The 21,792-nt window shown below is 69.3% G+C and carries 20 protein-coding genes and 1 pseudogene; 5 read left to right on the forward strand and 16 right to left on the reverse strand.

Features of this window, described 5'->3' with window-relative positions; genetic code table 11:
* The gene (locus HZ992_RS20760) at positions 1-2,379 is read right to left on the reverse strand and encodes a TonB-dependent receptor (protein WP_209383699.1); all 2,379 of its coding nucleotides are present in this window, start codon (positions 2,377-2,379) and stop codon (positions 1-3) included.
* 116 nt (positions 2,380-2,495) lie between these two features.
* Complete coding sequence (locus HZ992_RS20765; RefSeq protein WP_209383700.1) at positions 2,496-2,885, reverse strand: DUF2946 domain-containing protein; 390 nt, start codon at positions 2,883-2,885, stop codon at positions 2,496-2,498.
* 87 nt (positions 2,886-2,972) lie between these two features.
* On the opposite strand from HZ992_RS20765, the gene ruvB reads away from it, so the two are divergent.
* Complete coding sequence (ruvB, locus tag HZ992_RS20770) at positions 2,973-4,031, forward strand: Holliday junction branch migration DNA helicase RuvB (RefSeq protein ID WP_209383701.1); 1,059 nt, start codon at positions 2,973-2,975, stop codon at positions 4,029-4,031.
* A gap of 8 nt (positions 4,032-4,039) precedes the next feature.
* On the opposite strand, the gene HZ992_RS20775 is transcribed toward ruvB, so the two are convergent.
* From HZ992_RS20775 to HZ992_RS20840, 14 genes and pseudogenes are all read right to left on the reverse strand, one after another.
* Positions 4,040-4,987 (reverse strand): branched-chain amino acid ABC transporter permease, encoded by a 948-nt coding sequence (locus HZ992_RS20775; protein WP_209383702.1) that lies wholly within the window; start codon positions 4,985-4,987, stop codon positions 4,040-4,042.
* Positions 4,987-5,871, reverse strand: coding sequence for a branched-chain amino acid ABC transporter permease (locus tag HZ992_RS20780; protein ID WP_209383703.1), 885 nt, complete (start codon positions 5,869-5,871; stop codon positions 4,987-4,989). Before HZ992_RS20780 ends, HZ992_RS20775 begins: the two co-directional genes overlap by 1 nt.
* A 29-nt stretch (positions 5,872-5,900) precedes the next feature.
* On the reverse strand, positions 5,901-7,103 hold the full coding sequence (locus tag HZ992_RS20785; protein WP_209383704.1) for an ABC transporter substrate-binding protein: 1,203 nt from the start codon (positions 7,101-7,103) through the stop codon (positions 5,901-5,903).
* Positions 7,104-7,150: 47 nt separating this feature from the next.
* Positions 7,151-7,855 (reverse strand): ABC transporter ATP-binding protein, encoded by a 705-nt coding sequence (locus HZ992_RS20790; protein WP_209383705.1) that lies wholly within the window; start codon positions 7,853-7,855, stop codon positions 7,151-7,153.
* A 1-nt stretch (position 7,856) separates the two neighbouring features.
* Positions 7,857-8,630 (reverse strand): ABC transporter ATP-binding protein, encoded by a 774-nt coding sequence (locus HZ992_RS20795; protein WP_209383706.1) that lies wholly within the window; start codon positions 8,628-8,630, stop codon positions 7,857-7,859.
* Between the two features lie 3 nt (positions 8,631-8,633).
* On the reverse strand, positions 8,634-9,452 hold the full coding sequence (locus HZ992_RS20800) for an IclR family transcriptional regulator (RefSeq protein WP_209383707.1): 819 nt from the start codon (positions 9,450-9,452) through the stop codon (positions 8,634-8,636).
* 151 nt (positions 9,453-9,603) lie between these two features.
* Positions 9,604-10,656, reverse strand: a pseudogene (locus tag HZ992_RS20805) (sterol desaturase family protein); the annotation flags it as partial.
* A 7-nt stretch (positions 10,657-10,663) separates the two neighbouring features.
* The gene (locus HZ992_RS20810) at positions 10,664-11,782 is read right to left on the reverse strand and encodes a DSD1 family PLP-dependent enzyme (RefSeq protein ID WP_209383708.1); all 1,119 of its coding nucleotides are present in this window, start codon (positions 11,780-11,782) and stop codon (positions 10,664-10,666) included.
* Positions 11,779-12,471 carry a histidine phosphatase family protein gene (locus HZ992_RS20815; protein ID WP_209383709.1) on the reverse strand — a complete coding sequence of 231 codons (693 nt, stop codon included), beginning with the start codon at positions 12,469-12,471 and terminating at the stop codon, positions 11,779-11,781. The genes HZ992_RS20810 and HZ992_RS20815 overlap by 4 nt, the downstream gene beginning before the upstream one ends.
* 11 nt (positions 12,472-12,482) lie before the next feature.
* The gene (locus HZ992_RS20820) at positions 12,483-13,109 is read right to left on the reverse strand and encodes a YbhB/YbcL family Raf kinase inhibitor-like protein (RefSeq protein ID WP_209383710.1); all 627 of its coding nucleotides are present in this window, start codon (positions 13,107-13,109) and stop codon (positions 12,483-12,485) included.
* Between the two features lie 10 nt (positions 13,110-13,119).
* Positions 13,120-13,443: a DUF1840 domain-containing protein gene (locus HZ992_RS20825; protein ID WP_209383711.1), complete on the reverse strand. Its 324-nt coding sequence runs from the start codon at positions 13,441-13,443 to the stop codon at positions 13,120-13,122.
* Positions 13,440-14,702 carry a class I SAM-dependent methyltransferase gene (locus HZ992_RS20830; protein WP_209383712.1) on the reverse strand — a complete coding sequence of 421 codons (1,263 nt, stop codon included), beginning with the start codon at positions 14,700-14,702 and terminating at the stop codon, positions 13,440-13,442. Before HZ992_RS20830 ends, HZ992_RS20825 begins: the two co-directional genes overlap by 4 nt.
* Before the next feature lie 59 nt (positions 14,703-14,761).
* On the reverse strand, positions 14,762-16,876 hold the full coding sequence (locus tag HZ992_RS20835) for a putative bifunctional diguanylate cyclase/phosphodiesterase (protein ID WP_209383713.1): 2,115 nt from the start codon (positions 16,874-16,876) through the stop codon (positions 14,762-14,764).
* A complete protein-coding gene (locus HZ992_RS20840; RefSeq protein ID WP_209383714.1) occupies positions 16,873-18,150 on the reverse strand; it encodes a cyclic di-GMP phosphodiesterase in 1,278 nt (425 codons plus the stop codon). The genes HZ992_RS20835 and HZ992_RS20840 overlap by 4 nt, the downstream gene beginning before the upstream one ends.
* A gap of 169 nt (positions 18,151-18,319) precedes the next feature.
* Between HZ992_RS20840 and HZ992_RS20845 the strand changes: the two genes are divergently transcribed.
* The 4 genes from HZ992_RS20845 to HZ992_RS20860 are packed head-to-tail and all read left to right on the forward strand — an operon-like array spanning position 18,320 to position 21,784.
* Entirely contained in the window at positions 18,320-18,985 is a 666-nt protein-coding gene (locus HZ992_RS20845) for a 3-oxoacid CoA-transferase subunit A (RefSeq protein WP_209383715.1), read from the forward strand.
* The gene (locus tag HZ992_RS20850; RefSeq protein ID WP_209383716.1) at positions 18,982-19,617 is read left to right on the forward strand and encodes a 3-oxoacid CoA-transferase subunit B; all 636 of its coding nucleotides are present in this window, start codon (positions 18,982-18,984) and stop codon (positions 19,615-19,617) included. Before HZ992_RS20845 ends, HZ992_RS20850 begins: the two co-directional genes overlap by 4 nt.
* A 32-nt stretch (positions 19,618-19,649) precedes the next feature.
* The gene (gene pcaF, locus HZ992_RS20855; RefSeq protein ID WP_209383717.1) at positions 19,650-20,852 is read left to right on the forward strand and encodes a 3-oxoadipyl-CoA thiolase; all 1,203 of its coding nucleotides are present in this window, start codon (positions 19,650-19,652) and stop codon (positions 20,850-20,852) included.
* Complete coding sequence (locus tag HZ992_RS20860) at positions 20,849-21,784, forward strand: threonine/serine dehydratase (protein ID WP_209383718.1); 936 nt, start codon at positions 20,849-20,851, stop codon at positions 21,782-21,784. Before pcaF ends, HZ992_RS20860 begins: the two co-directional genes overlap by 4 nt.
* Positions 21,785-21,792: the final 8 nt, after the last annotated feature.

The following is a 21,792-nucleotide window of genomic DNA, read 5'->3' on the forward strand; positions in this document are numbered from 1 at the left end:
TCAGTAGCTGGCGCGCAGTTCGGTGAAGAACGTCCGCCCCGGGTACGGGTGCGCCTGGTAGCCGCGGCTGTCGGCCACATTGTCCACGCCGAGCGCGAGTTCGAGCTGGGGCGTGATCTTGACGCTGCCACGCAGGTCGACGAAGGTGAACGACGACACGCCGCCATAGACATCGGGGTGGATGTCCAGGTTGTAGGTGTCGTTGTAGGCGCGGCCCGAGTGGCGGATGCCCAGGCTGCCCATCCAGTCGCGGCTCGGCCGGTAGGCCGCCAGCAGGTTGGCGCGCACCTTCGGCACGCGCAACCAGTACTTGCCCACCGAGGCCGGGTCGGCGGCGTTGGCCGTCACCTTCGAGTTGGCGAAGGCCGCGTTGGCGTCCAGGCTCAGCCCGCGCAGCAGCCAGTCCTGCGTCTGCCAGACGATCTCCAGGCCGCGGGTCTTCACCCGGTCGACGTTGGAGACGCGCGTCACGCTCGGCGTCACCGTGTTGTCGCTCTGGCGAAGGATGGCGTCGCGCACGTCGTCGTGGAAGATCGACACGCGCAGCCGGTGCATCTCCCAGTCCTTCTCGGCGCTGAGCTCCAGGGCGTTGGAGCGTTCGGCGCGCAGGTTCGGGTCGCTCTGCGTCTGCGAACTCGCCGTGAAGGTGCCGTTGTAGAGCTCCTCGACGTTCGGGAAGCGTACGCCGCGGCCGAGGCTGGCCTTGAGCAGCAGGTCCTCGTCGGCGCGCCAGGAGATCGAGGCCTTCGGCGAGCTGCCGGACAGGCGCCGCTCGGGGTAGGCGAGCACGCGGTTGAAGCTGCCGTCGCCGTTGTCCATGCAGCTCACGCCGGCAGCAGCCGTGCAGCTGGCCACGCGCAGCAACTGCTCGCCATCGCGCGTGACGTAGCGCTCGTGGCGCAGCCCGAGCGTGAGCGTCAGGTCCTCCTGCAGCTTCCAGGCGTCCTGCGCGTACAGCGCCGTCACCTCGCTGCGGCCGTGGTAGCGCTGCGAGAGCGTGGTCTCGGTGACGCGCCAGTCGGTGGCATTGGTGGTCGGGCTGTCCAGCAGGTAGGCGTTGCGGTGCACGCCGAAGGTCAGCGCGTGGCGGCCGCCAGTGAAGTCGCCCTCGCTGGGCCGGTACGCGGCCTGCATCTCGAACGTGTTCCAGCCCGTGCCGTCGCGCCGCGTCCAGCTGCCGGCGCCGCCGTTGGCCGCCTGGTCCTCGGGCAGGTTGGCCTGGCGCGCAATGTCGCTCACGATGCGGTAGTTCGAGTAGACGATCGAGCCGTTCCAGCCGGTCGCGTACTTCGTCTTCAGCGTGATGCCGCCGTGGCGATGCGTCTCGTCCCGGTTGGACGGGGCGAAGGCGCTGAGCGGGACGTTGAAGGTGTGGGTGCCGTCGGTGACCCGGCCCGACCACACGGTGGCGCCGGCCGCGTCGCGCAGGAACGAGCGGTTCGAGTTGCGCGTGTCGTTGGTCCAGCCGCCGAGCATCGCGCTGGCGACGATCTCCGGCGTGAACTCGAAGCCCAGCTTGAGCTTGAGCGTGTCCTGCACGGTGTGGTCGATGGCGCCGCCGCTGGCGCCGAACACCGCGCGCTTCAGGCCCTTCGGGTCTTCGTCGTACTGGATGCCCGTCACCGGCACGGCCGCGCCGGTGACCGCAGGGAATACACCGGCGGCGTTGGCGGTCACGGTCTGGTAGTTCATCGGCTGCGAGGTCGAGTTCTGCCGGTTCGCGCTCAGCGAGTACCAGAGCCCCGAGTCGAGCCGGCTGCCGACGAAGGCCGAGAGCTGGTGGCCGTCGTAGTCGTTCGCATCGCCGTACAGCTCGAAGCGCTGCCGGTAGCCGGTGATGCGTGCGGAGGCCTCGAAGGCCCGCGGCTCGCGCTCCGTGGTGACCACCGTGGTGCCGATCGAGTTGCCGGGGTAGATGGCCGAGAACGGGCCGTAGAGCACGTCGACCCGCGCGATCGCCTCGGGCGTGATCATGTTCCAGCGTGGCCCGTCGAAGCGGCCGAGAAAATTCGAGATCAGATAGCCGTCCACGTAGGCCAGGCCGCGCGAGGGCTGCAGTGTGCCGAAGCTGCGCCCGCCGATCATCGAATTGCGGTCGCCGATGTAGCGCTTGCGGATGCTGGTGTTGGGCACGTACTTGAGCGCGTCCTCCGGATTGAAGAGGTTCTGCTCGCGCAGGTCTTCGGCAGTCTTGCTGGCGCTGTTGCTGGGCACGTCGGCGGCCAGACCGTTGCGCACGCCGCTGCCGGTGACGAGCACGGGCGCGAGCTGCTGGTCAGTGGCGACGCCCTGGGCCCGGGCGGGCAGCGAAAGGGCGGCGGTGGCCAGCGCGATGGCGCCGAGCCTCCACGGGCTCGTGGAAAGGCGATGTGTTGTCATGGTCCTGCTGTCGATGAAGACCGCGCCAGTGGCGGCGCGCATCGATGGCCAGCGCGAGCGCACGGCCACCGCGTTGGTGCCGCAGGCGTGCCGGCAAAGCGGCGCCTGTCAGCAGTTCAGCAGGAAGCGGGTGGAGCGCGCGGCTGGGCGGCGGCCCAGGCGAACAGCGGGGATGGGGATTGGGCGAAGAGCGCCGGCAGGAAGCCCGCGCCGTCGACGGCGAAACTTCCAGCCGACTCGGCCACCGGCAAGGCCGGTGCGCTGCCGAGCTGGCCGCACAGCGGGCAATGCCCGAGATGCGTGCCGGGCTCGGCTTGCGTGCCGGTGAGGCCGGCCGCATCGGCCACGACCACCTTGCCGCCGGCGACCGAGCAGATCTCGGCCCATGGGTTGCCGGGGCCGGACGCCGCCAGCGCATGCGACACCGTCGGCGCGAGCGCCAGGCCCAGCATCGCGAATATCGCGAACCAGGTGGCGTGGCGGAACAGGCGACGGATGGACTGCACGACGCGATCTTAACAACAGGCAAGTCGAGGCCGTTTCCCGCAACCGCGGGTAGGAAGCACCCGCAGCCGGCGTGCCCATAATCGCGCATGAGCATCCAGACCGACGATTTCGCGCCCTCGCGCCGGGTGGTCAGCGCCGCGCCGGCCTCGCCGAACGAGGAAGCGATCGAGCGTGCCTTGCGTCCCAAGGGATTGGGCGACTACGTCGGCCAGGCCAAGGTGCGCGAGCAGCTGGAGATCTTCATCGGCGCGGCGAAGAAGCGCAGCGAGGCGATGGACCACGTGCTGCTGTTCGGCCCGCCGGGGCTGGGCAAGACGACGCTGAGCCACATCATCGCCAACGAACTCGGCGTGAACCTGCGCTCGACTTCCGGCCCGGTGCTCGAGAAACCGAAGGACCTGGCGGCGATCCTCACCAACCTCGAGCGCAACGACGTGCTCTTCATCGACGAGATCCACCGGCTCAGCCCGGTCGTCGAGGAGATCCTCTACCCCGCGCTGGAGGACTACCAGATCGACATCATGATCGGCGAGGGCCCGGCTGCGCGCTCGATCAAGCTCGACCTGCAGCCCTTCACACTGGTGGGCGCCACCACACGTGCGGGCATGCTGACCAACCCGCTGCGTGACCGCTTCGGCATCGTCGCGCGGCTGGAGTTCTACACCGCGGAGGAGCTCGCGCGCATCGTGCGCCGCTCGGCCGGGCTGCTGAACGTGTCCACCGACGACGAAGGCGCCGCCGAGATCGCGCGCCGCTCGCGCGGCACGCCGCGCATCGCCAACCGGCTGTTGCGCCGCGTGCGCGACTACGTCGAGGTCAAGGGCGACGGCCGCATCGTCAAGGCGCAGGCCGAGCTCGCGCTGAAGATGCTCGACGTCGACCCGCTCGGCTTCGACCTGATGGACCGCAAGCTGCTCGAGGCGGTGATCCACCGCTTCGACGGCGGGCCGGTGGGGCTGGACAACGTCGCGGCCGCCATCGGCGAGGAGCGCGACACCATCGAGGACGTGATCGAGCCCTACCTGATCCAGCAGGGCTTCCTGCAGCGCACGCCGCGCGGGCGCATCGCCACGCTGGCAGCCTACCGGCACCTGGGCGTCACGCCGCCACGGACACCTGGCGCGCCCGAACTCTTCGACGAATAGCCGGCCGACTAGGACTTGTCGGCTTGCCGCCGCTTCTGCCAGGCCAGAAGTTCGCCGACGAAACCGCGGCGGAAGGCGACCACGCAGACCACGAAGATCGCGCCGATGATCACCGTCACCCAGGAGCCGACCCGGTCGGCGAGGAAGTTCTGCAGCCCGATGATCGTGAAGGCGCCGATCACCGGCCCGGCGAAGGTGCCCATGCCGCCGAGCAGCGTCATCAGCACCACCTCGCCGGACAGCGACCAGTGTGCGTCCGACAGCGTCGCAAAGCCGAGGATCAGCGTCTTCATCGAGCCGGCCAGCCCCGCCAGGCCGGTGGACAGCACGAAGGCGAGCAGCTTGTATCGGTCGACGTCGTAGCCCAGCGAGACGGCGCGCGGCTCGTTCTCGCGGATCGCCTTGAGCACCTGGCCGTAGGGCGAGTGCACGATGCGCACGATGAACAGGAACACCGCGACGAACACCGCCAGCACGACGAAGTACAGCACGGTGTCGTTGGCCAGGTCGATCAGGCCGAACAGCTTTCCGCGCGGCACGCCCTGCAGGCCGTCTTCGCCGCCGGTGAACGGCGCCTGCAGCCAGACGAAGTACACCATCTGCGCCATCGCCAGCGTGATCATCGCGAAGTAGATGCCCTGCCGGCGGATCGCGATCAGCCCCACCACCAGCCCGATCGCGGCGGCGAACAGCGTGCCGCCGAGCACGCCCAGTTCGGGTGACCAGCCGGCACTCTTGACCAACCAGCCCGTGCCGTAGGCTGCCGCGCCGAGATAGGCCGCGTGGCCGAAGGACAGCAGCCCGGTGTAGCCGAGCAGCAGGTTGAAGGCGCAGGCGAAGATCGCGAAGCACAGCGCCTTCATCATGAAGATCGGGTACAGGCCGACGAAGGGCGCGGCGATCAGGATCGCCAGACCGGCCAGCCAGGCGATGCGGCCGAGTCGCTCGGACGTCATCACTTCTCCTTCCCGAACAGCCCGGCGGGCCGGATGATCAGCACGATCGCCATGATCACGAACACCACGATGTTCGAGGCCTCCGGGTAGAACACCTTGGTCAGTCCTTCGATGATGCCCAGCATCAGCCCGGTCAGGATGGAGCCGAGGATGGAGCCCATGCCGCCGATCACCACCACGGCGAAGACGACGATGATCAGGTTGCTGCCCATCAGCGGCGTGATCTGGATGACCGGTGCGGCGAGCACGCCGGCAATCGCCGCCAGCCCGGCGCCGGCCGCGTAGGTGAGCATCACCATCAGCGGCACGTTGACGCCGAAGGCCTGCACCAGCGCCGGGTTCTCGGTGCCGGCGCGCAGATACGAGCCCAGCCGTGTGCGCTCGATCAGGAACCAGGTGCCGAAGCAGACCACCAGCGAGGCCACCACCACCCAGGCACGGTAGTTCGGCAGGATCATGAAGCCGAGGTTGGTGGCGCCCTGCAGCAGCTCGGGCACGGCGTACTGCTGGCCCGACACGCCGAACTGGTCGCGGAAGATGCCCTCGGCAATCAGCGACAGGCCGAAGGTCAGCAGCAGGCCGTAGATCGGGTCGATCTTGTACAGCTGCTTGAGCAACGTGCGCTCGATCACCAGACCGAGCGCACCGACCACGATCGGCGAGACCACCAGCGCGAACCAGTAATTCATGCCGAAGTACTCGAGGCCGATCCAGGCCACGTAGGCACCCATCATGTACAGGGCGCCGTGTGCGAAGTTGACGATGCCCAGCAACCCGAAGATCACCGCCAGCCCGAGGCTGAGCAGCGCATAGAACGAGCCGTTGACCAGCCCGAGCAGAAGCTGCCCGAGGAAGGCCTGCAGCGGGATGCCGAAGATCTCCATGGCGTGCGGGGCGTCGTCAGTTCAGCCGATCACTTCCACAGCGGGCACTTGGTGTCGGCCTTGGCCGTCCAGGCCGCCTCGCCCTTGATCGTCTCGGCCACGTTGTAGTAGTCCCAGGGCTCGGTCGACTTGTCCGGCGACTTCACCTGCATCAGGTACATGTCGTGCACCATGCGGCCGTCCTCGCGGATGTAGCCGCCCTTGGCGAACACGTCGTTGATCTTGGTCTTGCGCATCTGCGCCAGCACCTTGTCGCCGTCGTCGCTGCCGGTGGCCTTCACCGCATTGAGGTACTGCAGCGTGGCCGAGTAGTCACCCGCCTGGATCGACGAGGGCATGCGCTTCATCTTGTCGAAGAACTTGCGGCTCCAGGCCCGCGCCTCGGGGTCGCGGTTCCAGTACCAGCTGTCGGTCAGGTACATGCCCTGCGTGGTCTTCAGGCCGAGCGAGTGGATGTCGTTGATGAAGATGAGCAGGCCGGCCAGCTTCATCGTCTTGGTGACGCCGAACTCGTTGGCCGCCTTGATCGTGTTGATGGTGTCGCCGCCGGCGTTGGCCATGCCGAGGATCTGCGCCTTGCTCGACTGTGCCTGCAGCAGGAAGGAGGAGAAGTCGCTCGCGTTCAGCGGGTGCTTGACCGAGCCGACGATGGTGCCGCCGGCCGCGGTGACGACCTTGCTGGTGTCGTTCTGCAGCGCCGCGCCGAAGGCGTAGTCGGCGGTCAGGAAGTACCAGCTCTTGCCGCCAGCCTTGACGACCGCGTTGCCGGTGCCCTTGGACAGCGCCACGGTGTCGTAGGCCCAATGCACGGTGTAGGGCGTGCACTGGTCGTTGGTCAGCGCCGAGGTGGCCGCACCGACGACGAGGAAGGGCTTCTTCTTCTCCGCCGCCACCTTGGACATGGCCAGTGCGGTGCCGGAGTTGGTGCCGCCGATCAGCATGTCCACGCCCTGGGTGTCGAACCACTCGCGCGCCTTGGCGGCGGCGATGTCGGCCTTGTTCTGGTGGTCGGCGAACAGCACCTCGATCTTCTTGCCGGCGATCGCGCCGCCCATGTCGGCGATGGCCATCTTGATGGCCTCCACGCCGCCCTGGCCGTCGATGTCGGCGTAGACGCTGGACATGTCGGTGATCAGGCCGATCTTGATCACGTCGCCCGATACCTGGGCCTGGGCGCCGGTGAGAGCTGCGAGCGAGAGTCCGCAGGCGGCAGCGAGTTTGTTGAGCTTCATGGTGTTCTCTCCGTGGGTTGAGCGGGCGGGTGTTCGACCTCTTGGCGTCAGACGCCGAGGTACTCGTGAAGGCGCTCCATGCGCGCCGGCAGTTCGGACTGGGTGAATTCCTGGATGACCTGGCCATGCTCCATGACCAGGAATCGATCAGCCAGCGGCGCGGCGAAGCGGAAGTTCTGCTCCACCATCACGATGGTGTAGCCCTGCTTGCGCAGCGCGACGACCATCTCGGCCAGCTTCTGCACGATCACCGGGGCCAGGCCCTCGGAGATCTCGTCGAGAAGCAGCAGCCGTGCGCCGGTGCGCAGGATGCGCGCCACCGCCAGCATCTGCTGCTCACCGCCGGACAGCCGCGTGCCCTGGCTGCCCGCGCGCTCCTGCAGGTTGGGGAACATCGCATAGATCTGCTCGATGCTCATGCCGCCCTCGGCCAGCTTGGGCGGCAGCAGCAGGTTCTCCTGCGCCGACAGGCTGGAGAAGATGCCGCGCTCCTCGGGGCAGTAGCCGATGCCCAGCCGCGCGATGCGGTGGGTGGCGAGGTCGATGACTTCGGTGCCGTGCACCTTGATCGAGCCCTTGCGGCTGCCGGTCAGGCCCATGATCGCGCGCAGCGTGCTGGTGCGGCCGGCGCCGTTGCGGCCGAGCAGCGTGACCACCTCGCCCTCGTCGACGTGGAAGTTCACGCCGTGCAGCACGTGCGATTCGCCGTACCAGGCGTGCAGGTCGTTCACTTCCAGGAAGCGCTTGCTCATGTCAGTGCGCGCCCTTCAACTCGACGTTGGCGCTGCCCATGTAGGCCTCGATCACGGCCGGGTTCTTCGACACCTGCTCGTAGGGCCCCTCAGCCAGCGTGGCGCCACGCGCCAGCACGGTGATGGTGTCGGCCAGGCTGGCAACCACGCTCATGTTGTGCTCGACCATCAGCACGGTGCGGTCGGCGGCGACCTTCTTGATCAGCTGCTTGATGCGGTCGACGTCTTCCAGGCCCATGCCCTGCGTGGGCTCGTCCAGCAGCATCAGCTTGGGCTCCATCGCCAGCGTGGTGGCGATCTCCAGCGCGCGCTTGCGGCCGTAGCTCAGCTCCACCGCCGTCAGGCCGGCGTACTTGCCGAGGTCCACCGCCTCGAGCAGCTCCGTCGCGCGGCCGTTGAGCGAGTCGAGGATCTTCTCGCTACGCCAGAAGTGGAACGAGGTGCCGAGCTGGCGCTGCAGCGCCACGCGCACGTTCTCGAGCACCGTCAGGTGCGGGAACACCGCCGAGATCTGGAACGAGCGGATCACGCCGCGCCGCGCGATGTGCGCCGAGCTCTCGCCGGTGATGTCGGTGCCGTCGAAGACGATGCGACCGGTGGTCGGCGTGAGGAACTTGGTCAGCAGGTTGAAGCAGGTGGTCTTGCCGGCGCCGTTCGGGCCGATCAGCGCGTGGATGCTTCCGCGCCGCACGTTCAGGTTGACCTGGTTGACGGCGACGAAGCCCTTGAATTCCTTCGTCAGGTCGTGCGTCTGCAGGATGAAATCGTCGGCCATGGCTCAGCCCCGTTCCGAGTGCGGCTGGCGGCCGCCCAGGCGCTGCGTCAGCGTGCGCGCCGCGCACAGCACGGCGTCGCGGTGTCGTGCGCCGGCGTCGTCGCCGAGCATCGCCTTGTTCAGGCACACGCCCAGGCCGGCCACCGGTTGCGCGGCGGCATCGAACACCGGCGCGCCGAAGCAGTACACGCCGGCGCGCACGCTTTCGTCGTCGATGCTGTAGCCGCGCTCGTGGATCTGCTTCAGTTCGGCCAGCAGATCCGCCACATGCTTCGGCCCGCGCCCGTTCATCGGCGCCAGCGCCGCGCTGCCGAAGCGGCTGCGCACCGCGTCGGCCGGCTGAAATGCGAGCATCGCCTTGCCGGTGGCGGCGAGGTGGGCTGGCAGCCGCATGCCGACGTTGAAGGCCAGCCCCAGTGGCCGGCGGCCATTGCGCGCGGCAATGTAGACCACGTCGGGGCCGTTGAGCACCGACAGGATGATGGTCTCGTCGGGCTCGGCGTCGAGCCACAGTGCGTTGAACTCCTGCGTGATGCCGGTGCCGGCGACGAAGGCCTCGGCCAGCGGCATCACGCCCGGGCCGATGCGGAAGGCGCCGTCGTCCTGCCGGTGCAGGTAGCCGAAACGCAGCAGCGTGTTGCACAGGCCGTGCACGCTGCTCTTGGGCAGCTCGAGCTCGCTGGCCAGCCGCGCCAGGCTCATCGGCTCGCGTTGCTGGGCGAGGCGCTCGAGCAGCGTCAGCGCCCGCGACACCGCGGGCACCAGGGCCGGCGACAAGCCGGCGCTCGGGCGCGATCGGGGATCGAGGGGGCGAAGTTGCATGCGGGAGGGTGTGGTTTGAGTTCGATGGGCTGAAGCACATTCAGCCCATCGAACGGCGCAGTGTAGGCAGCAAGTGCCCGCGCGCCACACCACTCGCGGGTTAGCGCTCTCAGGGATTGCCCGCGACTGCCGCCGAGCGTGGCGTGCACAGCGCCCCCACACCCCAGAGGCCGGCCACGATGGCGGCTGCACCGCCCCACAACAGGGCGCTGGAGATCAGGTGCGCATGCCACAGCAACAGCGCCGTGGCGCCCAGCAGCAGCACGAACAACAAAGCTGCCGCCAGAGCAGCACGCGGCGGCAACGGCGGGTCGAAGCGCTGCACGGCCCGGATGTCGAAGGCCGGCTTGGGCCAGCGCGCCGCCACATCCGCGGGCCGCCAGCCGGGCGGCTTGAGCCACACGCGAAGTTTGTCGCCCCACGATGCGGCATGCCAGCTGTCCAGCGCGAGCTCGCGATAGACCTGCAGGTTGGCCCACAGCGGGTTCCAGTTGCGCAGCGGCGAGCGGGTGCCATAGACGCAGGCCTCGGCGTCGTCTTCCCCGATGAAGGTGCCGAACAGGCGATCCCAGACGATCAGGATGCCGCCGTAGTTGCGGTCGAGATAGCGGTCGTTCACGGCGTGGTGCACGCGGTGGTTGCTCGGCGCGCAGAACCAGCGGTCGAACCAGCCGAGCCGGCCGATCTGCTGCGTGTGCACCCAGTACTGGTAGAGCAGGTCGATCAGCGCGACGACGGCGAACACCAGCGGCGGCACGCCGGCCAGCGCCATCGGCAGGTAGAACAGCCAGCCGGCCACCCAGCCGCCGCTGGTCTGGCGCAGCGCGGTCGAGAGGTTGTAGTCCTCGCTCTGGTGGTGCACCGCATGCGAGGCCCAGAACAGCGCGATGCGGTGTCCGGCGCGGTGGTGCCAGTAGTAGAAGAAGTCGTAGGCGATCAGCGCACCGAACCACACCGCCGCCGAGTCCTTCGGCAGCGACCAGATCGCCAGGTGCTCATACACCGCCGTGTAGATGCCCAGCGTGAACAACGCGACGAACAGGCCGGTGATCTGGCTCATGATGCCCAGGCCGATGCTGTTCAGCGCGTCGTTCAGGCGGTAGGTGTCGCGACCGCGCGCACGGCCGACGGCGAACTCGAGGGCGATCAGCGACAGGAACACCGGCGTGGCCAGCACGATGACCTGCGGGCCGGTCAAACCCATGTGGCCTTCACCTGATGCAGCCGCGCGCGTCCACCGGCCACAGCGCCTCGACACGGCCGGCCTCGAGCCCGCCGCGCACGCAGACGTAGTGGTCGTGCAGGTTGACGGTCGGGTCGCAGTGGCCGGGAATCAGCCAGACGGTATCGCCGAGCGCCGGCAATGCGTCCGCGCCGCGCCGGCGCAGGATGCCGTGCTCGTCGCCGCCGTTGACGAACTCCACGTCGAGGCCTAGAACGCGCGGCAGCCCGGAGTCGATCGCGTGCGACTTGTGGCCAGCGTCGACCACCACGTGCGAGGTGCCCGCGCTCATCACCTGGCTCTTGACGAAGAGCGCGTGCTCGAAGGCCGGCGCGTGCGGCGCACCGTGGTTGTCGGCATAGTCGCGGTCCATGAAGACGTAGCTGCCCGACTGCAATTCGCCGTACAGGCCGCTGGCGGCTTCCAGCATGAAAGTGCCGGTGCCCGCGCCGGTGACCAGCGGGCACGCGATGCCGGCGGAGGTGATGGCCGCCTGCGCCGCACGCGCCAGCCCGACGGCATGGCGGATCGCCGTTTCGCGCTCGGCCGGCGTGCGCAGGTGCTGCGCGCGGCCGTGATAGGCCTGCAACCCGGCGAAGCGCAGGCCGTGCGACACCACCTGGTGCGCGATGCCCACTGCGGCCGTCGGCGCGACGCCACAGCGGCCGTGGCCCACGTCGACCTCGACGAACACGTCGAGCATCGTGCAGGCCGCCTTCAGCGCCAGCGCGAGACGGTCGACGCCAAGGGCCGAGTCGACCGCCAACGCGAGCCGCACGCGGCCGGCCAGCGCGGCCAGGGCCGTGAGCTTGGCCGCGTCGATGACCTCGTTGCTGATGTAGATGTCGCTCACGCCGGCCTCGGCCAGCGCCTGCGCTTCCGAGAGCTTCTGCACGCACACGCCGACGGCGCCGGCGGCCATCTGCAGCCGGGCGATGGCCGCGCTCTTGTGCGTCTTGGCGTGCGGCCGCAGTCGCATGCCGTGCGTGCGCGCGAACTCGGCCATGCGCTGGATGTTGCGCTCCATCGCGTCGAGATCGATCACCAGGGCCGGGGTGTCGATGGCCGGCACCGCATCGCCGACCCGCGCGGCCTGCCCGAGATTCATGCGGTACTCCCGAGTGCGGCGCGGTTCGCGCCGGCGTCGCTGAATTCGTCGTGCACCGCGCCGTCGAGGTGGCCGGTATCGGCCCAGCCGACCAGCGTGAGGCCTTGCGGCGTGTGCAGCAGGCGGTTGATGCTCGCGTTGCCGAGCTGCCAGGAGCGCGGCGCGCGCAGGTCCACCCGGGTGGCGGCGCGGTACAGGCAGTCGAGCACGCCGCCGTGGGCGACCATGGCCACCACCTCGCCCGGGTGGCGTTCCGCCAGCGCGGTGATGCAGCCCACGCAACGTTCGTAGAAATCGGAAAGCACCTCGCCGCCCACCGGGCCGAAGTCGGGGTCGCGGCGGCGCCAGCGTTCGCTCTCGACCGGGTGATCGCGCTCGATCTCGGCCCAGGTCAGCCCTTCGAAGACGCCGAAGGCGCGCTCGCGCAGCCCGGTGTCGGTGACCACGTCGAGCGCGCAGGCCGCGGCCACCGCCTGCGCGGTCTGCAGCGCACGCTGCAGGTCGCTGCTGTAGACCACGCTGATGCCTTCGTCGGCCAGCGCCTGGCCGAGGCGCCGCGCCTGCCACAGGCCCTTGTCGTTGAGCGGCACATCGAGCTGGCCCTGGATGCGCGTGTCGACGTTCCACGCCGTCTCGCCATGCCGGATGGCCACGATTCGGGTGAGCTGGCCGGCGGCGGAATCGGTCATGGCGTGCATGATCAGCCGGCCAGACGACGGTTCAGCGTGTAGGTGCCCGAGTGCATCGCCTCGGCCAGCACGTGCGGGTAGATCGCCGCGCGCGCCTGCGCGCCGGTGAACGCGCCCTCGATCGGCGCGCGCGCCACGTCCAGCGCATAGAGCGTGAAGACGTAGTGATGCACCAGCGAATCGTTGAAAGGTGGGAACGGCCCGTCGTAACCGAAGTAGTCGCCGCCCCGCTCGGCGTCGCCGGCAAACCAGCCGGTGTAGTCGTTCAGGCCGTGGCGCGCGCCATGCAGCGTCGCCGGCCCGCCCTTGCCGCGCGGTGTGAAGCCGCGGCTGAACTCGCCTTCAGTGATCGTCGACAGGCTGGCGGGCAGGTCGACCATCACCCAGTGGAAGAAATCCACGCGCGGCAGGTCCTCGGGCACCTCGCGGTCGGTCCGGTTGACATCGTCGCCGCGGCTGGGCACGTCGAAGTCATGGCAGATCAGCGCGAAGGAGCGCGTGCCGGCCGGCACCTCGCTCCAGGCGAAATGCGGGTTCAGGTTGTCGGAGAAGCCCACCCCGCTGTCCAGCAGACGGCCCGCCGCGTAGCGTGCCGGAATGCGTTCACCATCGACCCAGCTGTTGCTCCACAGTCGCATGTGCTTGTCCTCAGATGCCCCAGACGATGTCCTTGCCGTCGGCATGGGCCCGCTTCATCATCTCGATCAGCGGCCAGGCGCGCTGGCGAAGCGAAACGCCCTCGCGCGGGGGCAGCGTGCGGCCTTCCGCCTGCGCCTCGCGTTCGGCGCGTGCACGCGCTTCGTCGTCCTCGGCCACCGCCCGCTCGATCGCCGCCATCGCCGCCGGCATGGCCGCGGGCTCGATGATCCCCTGGGCCGCCGGCTCCTTGCCGATGATGCGCAGCACCTGATCGCCGGACGGACCCATCATGATCAGGTCGCCCGCTGCCTTGGATTTGAACTTGTAGATCATGGGTGGGGTTCGTACATGTACGCGCGGTTGAAGGGGTAGTCCGATTGTGCTCCGCGCAACGGGCCGCCGGCCGGGTCGCCGCCGGGTCGCGATGCGAGCATCTGGAACAAAGCGATCCAGCCCTGCTCGAAACACATCGCGCTGCCGGCCAGGTAGAGCCGGAAGGCGCGCACCACGCGTTCGCCGGCGATGCTGCGCGCCGTGTCGAGCTGGGCCTCGAGCGCATCGCTCCAGGCCCACAGCGTGCGCGCGTAGTGCGGGCGCAGGTTTTCCACGTCCAGCGGCTCCAGGCCCTGCTCGGACATAGAGCGCAGCACCTGCGACACGTGCAGCAACTCGCCTCCGGGGAAGATGTAGCGGTCGATGAAGTCGCCCAGGCCCGCGCCGAGCCGGTCATTGCGTGTGCCGCCGGCGGTGATGCCGTGGTTCATCAGCAACCCGCCCGGGCGCAGCAGGCGTTGGATCTTGGCGAAGTACTGCGGCAGCCGCGCCAGACCGACGTGCTCGAACATGCCCACCGATGCGATCTTGTCGAAGGGCTCGTCCTCGGGCAGATCGCGGTAGTCGAGCAGCCGCATGCTGACGCGGCCGCGCAGGCCGCGCGCTTCGATCAGGCCGTTCACATGCGCGTGCTGGTGCCGGCTGAGCGTGATGCCGTGCGCGCGCACGCCGTAGTGCTCGGCCGCCCACAGCAGCAGCCCGCCCCAGCCGGCGCCGATGTCGAGGAAACGATCGCCCTCGCGCAGCATCAGCTTGCGGCAGATGTGGTCGAGCTTGGCCTCCTGCGCCTGCGCGAGCGCCATGCCCGCGTCGCGGTAGTAGGCGCAGGAATAGACGCGCCGCGGGTCCAGCCACAGCGCGTAGAAGTCGTCCGACACGTCGTAGTGGAACTGCACCTGCTGGGCGTCCGCCTGCGGCAGGTGGCGGCGGCGTGATCGCAGGCCTCGCATCAGCTCCCGCCACCAGACCAGCGGTGCGGCGCGGGCGTCGACCTGGGTCGGGTCCTCGCCGATCATCTGTGCGGCGATGGCCACGATGTCGCGCAACGCGCCGTCGATGTCGAGCCGGCCCTCGACGTAGTCTTCGCCGACACGCCCCACCTGCCCGGTGGCCAGGTGTACCAGGGATGACAGGCGTTCGAGACGCAACGTGACCGCGGCGCGCGCCGGCCCGAAGCGGCGCCCGCCGGGCAAGGCCACGGCCAGGGGCAGATCGAGACCGGCAAGCCGGCGTTCGACGGCGGCATCCAGGGTACCCATGCGCAAGCTCCTTGCGCCGGGACTCTACAAACTCGCGGGGCGCTTGGCGAGGAGCCGGCTCAATCCCGCACTGCGGCGCCGGGCTGGACGCGGGAGGCACGACGGCGCGGCAGCGGCACGACGCGGCGATCGGCGGCGGGTGCCAGCAGCGCCTCGAAACTCTTCACGTCCAGCGCGGGCGCGAACAGATAGCCCTGGAACTCGTGGCAGCCCGCCTGGCGCAGGAACTGGCGCTGCGCTTCTGTCTCCACGCCCTCGGCGATGACCTGGATGTCCAGCGCGCGGCCGAGATTGATGATGGCGTTGACGATGCTGGCGTCACTCGTGTCACCGGGCAGGTCCATCACGAAGCTGCGATCGATCTTCAGCCGCCCGATCGGCAGCCGCTTGAGGTAGCCCAGGCTGGAGTATCCGGTGCCAAAGTCGTCGATGGCCAGCAGCACGCCGATTTCGGCCAGCGCGTGCAAGCGCGCCAGCGTGTCCTCCACGTCCTGGATCAGGATGGACTCGGTGAGCTCGAGTTCGAGCAGCCGGCCGGGCAGGCCGGCGGCACGCAGCGTGCTGGCCACGCCGTCGACGAAGCCAGGCTGGCGGAACTGCAGCGCCGACACGTTCACCGACATGCGCATCGGCATGCCGCCGGCGTGCCACTGCGCGGCCTGGGCGACGGCCTGGCGCAGCACCCAGTCACCGATCGCGACGATGAAGCCGCTCTCTTCGGCCACCGGAATGAAACGCCCGGGCGGCACTTCGCCGAGTTCGGGATCGCGCCAGCGGATCAGCGCCTCGGCGCCGATCACTGTGCCGGTGGCCAGATCGATCTGCGGCTGGTAGTGCAGCCGGAAGCGCTGCTGCGTCAGCGCCTGCCGCATCGCGTGGTCGAGTTGCATGCGCGTGCGCAGGTCGGCATCGCCGGCGTGGCTGCGCACGGTGTGGAAACGGAAGCCGGCGCGGCCGGCCTGCTTGACCTCGCGCATCGCTGCGTCGGCGCGGCCGAGCAGGCCGTCCATGTCCGACCCGTCGGCCGGGTGCAGCGCGATCCCGACGCTGGCCGTGACGGTGAAGCTCAGGCCGTCGAGCGTGAACGGGCGCTGCAGCGCCTCCATCACGCGGCGCGCAGCGGCTTCGGCGCCGGCGGCGTCGGAGCGTTGCGCAAGCAGCACGAACTCATCGGCGCCCAGGCGTGCCACGGTGTCGATCTGCCGCACGCCTGCCGTCAGGCGCTCTGCCACCTCGACGAGCACGCGGTCGCCGAAGGCGTGGCCGAGCGTGTCATTGATGTGCTTGAAGTGGTCGAGGTTCAGCAGCAGCAGGGCGAAGGGCGCCCCCTCGCGCTGAGCGAGCGCCAGCGCCCGCTCGATGCGTTCGCCCAGCAGCCCTCGGTTGGGCAGGCCGGTCAGCGTGTCGGTGTGCGAGAGCTTCTCGATGCGCAGCGAGGCGGCGATTCGGTCGGTGATGTCACGGTACGAGAACACGCGGCCGATCGGCCGGCCGCCGCTGCACTGGGGCAAGGTGATGCGCTCGATCACCTTGCCCGAGTGCAGCTCCAGCACGTCGCTGGCCTGCAGCATGGTCGCCTCTTCCACGGCGGCCAGACGACGCATGTAGGCAGCCGGGTCGGTGACGCTGCGGCGCATCCAGTCGAGCACGGCGTCGTCATCGCGGTTCGTCAGCAGGTCCTGCGGCACGCCCCACAGGTCGGCAAAGCGGCGGTTGCAGTGGCGGATGCGGCCGGCCAGGTCGGTAACGAGGATGCCGTCGGCCGTCGATTCGAGCGTGGCCGAGAGCTCGGCGGCGGCGAGTTCGAGTTCCCGCTCGACGCGCACCTGCGCGCTGCGGTCGTTCAGCGCGACGAGGTAGTAGTCGGCGCCGCCGAGTTCGATGCGCTCGATGCGGCGGCTCACCGGCACCGCTGTGCCGTCGAAGCGGCGCACGAAGGTGTCGGACGACAGCCGCTCATGGTGTCCTGCAGCCGCCTCTTCCCAGAAGCACAGGTCTTCGGGCGTGGCGGCCAGCGTCAGCGCCGCGTTGCCGATCAGCTGCGCGCGCTCGCAGCCCAGCAGTTGCGCGGCCGGGCCATTGGCCGATACGACCCGCAGCGTGGCGGCATCGACCATCCACACCGCATGCGGCATGGCGTCGATCAGCGTGTGCCAGTCGGCGCGCAAGGTCATTGCTCGTGGTCGCTCTCGCGCGCCGGCTCGAAGAAGTAGGCCACGCGCGGGCGCGGTGACAGGTAGGCCAGCGTATTCGGCGGCAGCTGCTGCGGGCGCAGGCTGCGGCGGATGCCCAGGCCCTCGGTTCGCTCCAGGTCCAGGATCAGCGCCTCGTCGCGCGGCACCTTGGGCTCGTGGACCAGCACGCGGGGCTTGAGGGGGCGGCTGGAGTTGACGGAGACCACCAGCGCGTATCTGTCGTCGGTGAGTTGCACGGTCGAGCCGGGCGGGTAGACGCCCATCATCTTGATGAAGGCGCCGAGGATGGCCGTGTCGAACTTGCTCTTGGACTGCGCGAACAGCATCGACAGCGACTCGTGCGGCGTCATCGCCTTCGCGGTGATGTTCGGATTGCACAGGTTGTCGTAGCGATTGACCAGCGCGACGATGCGCGACAGCGCCGACATGCGATCGGTGTTCAGCTTCAGCGGGAAGCCGCTGCCGTCGGCGTGTTCGTGGTGCTGTGCGATGACCAGCGAGGCGCCGGGGCTCAGGCCCATCTTGCGCGCCTGCACGATGCCCATGGCCACGTGCTCCTCGTACAGCCGCTGTTCTGCCGCCGTGAAGTGCTCTTCGCGGTGGCGCACGCGGTCAGGCAGGTCGAGCTTGCCGATGTCGTGCATCAGCGAGCCGACGCCCAGGTCGATCATGTCCGCTTCGGCCAGGCCGAAGGTGCGGCCCATCAGCATGGAGATCAGCGTGACGTTCAGCGCATGCGCCGACGGCTTGTCGCTGGCCGCATCGGAGAGCAGCCGGATGCACAGGTCCTGCTCGCCGAGCATCTTGTCGACCAGTGCCCGGGCCAGCGCGGTGGCATGCGCCGCGGCTTCGGCCGGTTTCGTGACGACGAGGTCGACGGCATGCTTGAGCTCGCGTGCGGCCTCGGCGAACTGGCGCTCGCATTGCAGCAGGCCGGCGCGCTGTTCGGCCAGCTGGCGACGCAGTTCATTGCGCGCCTTGGCTTCGGGCGACTCCTGTGGCGCCGCGGGGGCGCTCGCCGCGGGAACGGATTCCGCCGCGCCCGTTGCAGTGTCGCCGAGCTCGCTCTGCTGGCTGCTCCAGCGCACGTGCTTCAGCCCGAGTGCGCGGATCGTGCTGATCTGGTCTTCGGAGGCAATTCGGAAGCTGCTCAGAGGAAACGGATGCGCGAGCCATCCCAGGTCCAGGTGGACGAACATGCCCACGCGCAGCGCGGCGACGTCGATGGTTTCTTGGGCGGTGGCAGTGGACATGGCGTGACCGGAACGGCAGCCCCCCGCGGGGCTTGCGTGTTGTTTCGGCACGCCAGGGAGCCACTTGAGCGGCGGTCTTGCGCAGCATGCCCGGCCTCCCCTACACTGTTCATTATTAGAACCTAGGTTCTATATACGAACACACTCTACCCCCTTCGAGACAGCCTCCATGATCGACAAATGCGTCGCCGACACGGCCGCCGCGTTGCAGGGCGTGCGCGACGGCGCGACGGTGATGATCGGCGGCTTCGGCGGCGCCGGGCAGCCCGCCGAGCTGATCGACGCGCTCATCGCGCAGGGCGCGCGAGACCTTGTCGTCGTCAATAACAACGCCGGCAACGGCGAGACCGGCCTCGCCGCGCTGCTGAAGGCCAGGCGGGTGCGCAAGATCATCTGCTCCTTCCCACGCCAGACCGATTCACAGGTGTTCGACGGCCTGTACCGCGCAGGCAAGATCGAGCTGGAGTTGGTGCCGCAGGGCAACCTGGCCGAGCGCATCCGCGCGGCCGGGGCCGGCATCGGCGGCTTCTTCGCACCCACCGGGTACGGCACCGAGCTCGCGAAAGGCAAGGAGACGCGCGAGATCGGCGGGCGCATGCACGTGTTCGAGTCGCCGATCCACGCCGACGTGGCGCTGATCCGGGCCGAGCGCGGCGATCGCTGGGGCAACCTGGTCTACCGCAAGACGGCGCGCAACTTCGGGCCGATCATGGCCACGGCCGCGACGCTGACCATCGCCTCGGTGCACGAGATCGTGCCGCTGGGCGGGCTCGACCCGGAGCACATCGTCACGCCGGGGATCTTCGTGCAACGGATGGTTCAGGTGCCGCGATGAAGCGATGGACCCGCGACCAGATGGCCGCCCGCGTGGCGCGCGACATCCCCGAAGGCGCGTACGTGAACCTGGGCATCGGCCTGCCGACCCTCGTGGGCAACCACCTGCCGAAGGAGCGCGAGGTTGTCCTGCACAGCGAGAACGGCGTGCTCGGCATGGGCCCGGCGCCTGCGCTGGGCGAGGAAGATCCCGACCTGATCAACGCCGGCAAGCAGCCGGTGACGCTTTTGCCCGGTGGCGCCTTCTTCCACCACGCCGACTCGTTCGCGATGATGCGCGGCGGCCACCTCGACATCTGCGTGCTCGGCGCCTTCCAGGTGTCGGCCACCGGCGACCTGGCCAACTGGCACACCGGCGCGCCGGATGCGATCCCCGCGGTCGGCGGCGCGATGGATCTGGCCCTCGGCGCGAAGAAGACGTATGTGATGATGGAACACCTGACCAAGTCCGGCGAAAGCAAGATCGTCGCGCAGTGCAGCTACCCGCTCACCGCCATCGCCTGCGTGAGCCGCATCTATACCGACCTCGCCGTGATCGACGTGACGCCGCAGGGGCTGAAGGTGCTCGACATCATCGACGGTCTGAGCCTGGCCGAGCTGCAACGCCTGACCGGCGTCCCGCTAAGCCACTGACATCGCCTGATTCATCGAAACGGAGACATCCCATGACCCACGCCTTCATTTGCGACGCATTGCGCACACCCATCGGCCGCTACGGCGGTGCCCTGTCTTCCGTGCGCACCGACGACCTCGGCGCGATCCCGCTGAAGGCGCTGATGGCGCGCCATCCGACACTCGACTGGCAGGCAGTGACCGACGTGATCTTCGGCTGTGCCAACCAGGCCGGCGAAGACAACCGCAACGTCGCCCACATGTCCAGCCTGCTCGCCGGGCTGCCGATCGAACTTCCCGGCGCCACCATCAACCGCCTGTGCGGCTCGGGCATGGACGCGGTGGGCACCGCCGCACGCGCCATCAAGTCCGGCGAGGCCGAGCTGATGATCGCGGGCGGCGTGGAGAGCATGAGCCGCGCGCCCTTCGTGATGCCCAAGGCCGAGAGCGCCTTCAGCCGCGCCAACGCCGTCTACGACACCACCATCGGCTGGCGCTTCGTCAACAGGCTCATGAAGGAGATGCATGGCGTCGACTCGATGCCCGAGACGGCCGAGAACGTGGCCACCGACCACGGGATCGAACGCGCCGCGCAGGACCGCATGGCGCTGGCCTCGCAGCTCAAGGCGGTGGCGGCGCAGAAGGCCGGCTTCTTCGACGCCGAGATCACGCCGGTGACGATCGCGCAGAAGAAGGGCGACGCCATCGTCGTGACGAAGGACGAGCACCCGCGCGAGACCAGCCTGGAATCGCTGGCCAGGCTCAAGGGCGTGGTGAGGCCCGACGGCACGGTGACGGCCGGCAACGCCTCGGGCGTGAACGACGGCGCCTGCGCGCTGCTGCTGGCCGGCGAGCGCGCGCTGTCTCGCCACGGCCTGACGCCACGCGCCCGCGTCGTCGGCATGGCCACCGCCGGCGTGCCGCCGCGCATCATGGGCATCGGCCCGGCGCCGGCCACGCGCAAGGTGCTAGCGCAGACCGGCCTGACGCTGGCGCAGATGGACGTGATCGAGCTCAACGAAGCCTTCGCGGCCCAGGGCCTGGCGGTGCTGCGCGAGCTGGGCATCGCCGACGACGACGCTCGCGTCAACCCGAACGGCGGCGCGATCGCGCTCGGCCACCCGCTGGGCGCCAGCGGCGCGCGGCTCGTGACCACCGCGATCAATCAGCTGCACCGGATCGGCGGCCGTTACGCGCTGTGCACCATGTGCATCGGCGTGGGCCAGGGCATCGCGCTGATCGTGGAGCGCGTGTGAACAGCCTCGCCGACATCGAGGCGGCGGCGGCACGCATCGCGCCGCACGTGCGGCGCACGCCAAGCTGGGTGCTGCCCAGCAGCGCGCTGCAGATCGACGGGCCACCCTTCGAGGTCTGGCTCAAGCTGGAGCAGTTGCAGGTCTCGGGCAGCTTCAAGGCGCGCGGCATGTTCAACCGGCTGCTGGACAACCCCATCCCGGCCGCCGGCGTGATAGCCGCGTCGGGCGGCAACGCCGGCATCGCCACTGCCACCGCCGCGCGAGCGCTCGGCGTGCCGGCCGAGATCTTCGTGCCCACGGTCATTTCGCCGGCCAAGCGCGAGCGGCTGGAAGGGCTGGGCGCGCGCGTCGTCGTCACTGGCGCGGTCTACGCCGAAGCCCTGGCCGCTTGCGAGAAGCGCCAGCGCGAGACAGGCGCGCTGATGACCCACGCCTACGACCAGCCGGAAGTGCTGGCCGGTGCCGGCACGCTGGCGCGCGAGATCGAGCAGCAGCGCGGCGTGCCCGACGCGCTGCTGGTCAGCGTGGGCGGCGGCGGGCTGATCGGCGGCATCGCCTCGTGGTTCGCCGGGCGCACGCAGGTCGTCGCGCTCGAGCCGCAAGGCGCGCCGACGCTGCACCGCGCGCTGGCCGCCGGCACGCCGGTGGACGTGGAGGTGAGCGGCCTCGCCGCCGACGCGCTGGGCGCGCGGCGCATCGGCGCGCTGGCCTGGGAGGTGGTGCAGCGCCACCCGGTGACTTCGCTGCTGCTCGACGACGCGGCCATCCGCGAAGCGCAGCGCCTGCTGTGGCAATCGTTCAAGCTGGCTGTCGAGCCGGCGGCGGCCCTGCCGCTGGCCGCGTTGCGCAGCGGCGCGTGGCGGCCGCTCGAAGCTCAGCGGGTCTGCCTGATCGTCTGTGGCGCGAACGTCGACCCGGCCACGCTGAACTGACGTCGACC

The sequence above is a fragment of the Rhizobacter sp. AJA081-3 genome (assembly GCF_017795745.1).
Lineage (GTDB): Bacteria > Pseudomonadota > Gammaproteobacteria > Burkholderiales > Burkholderiaceae_C > Piscinibacter.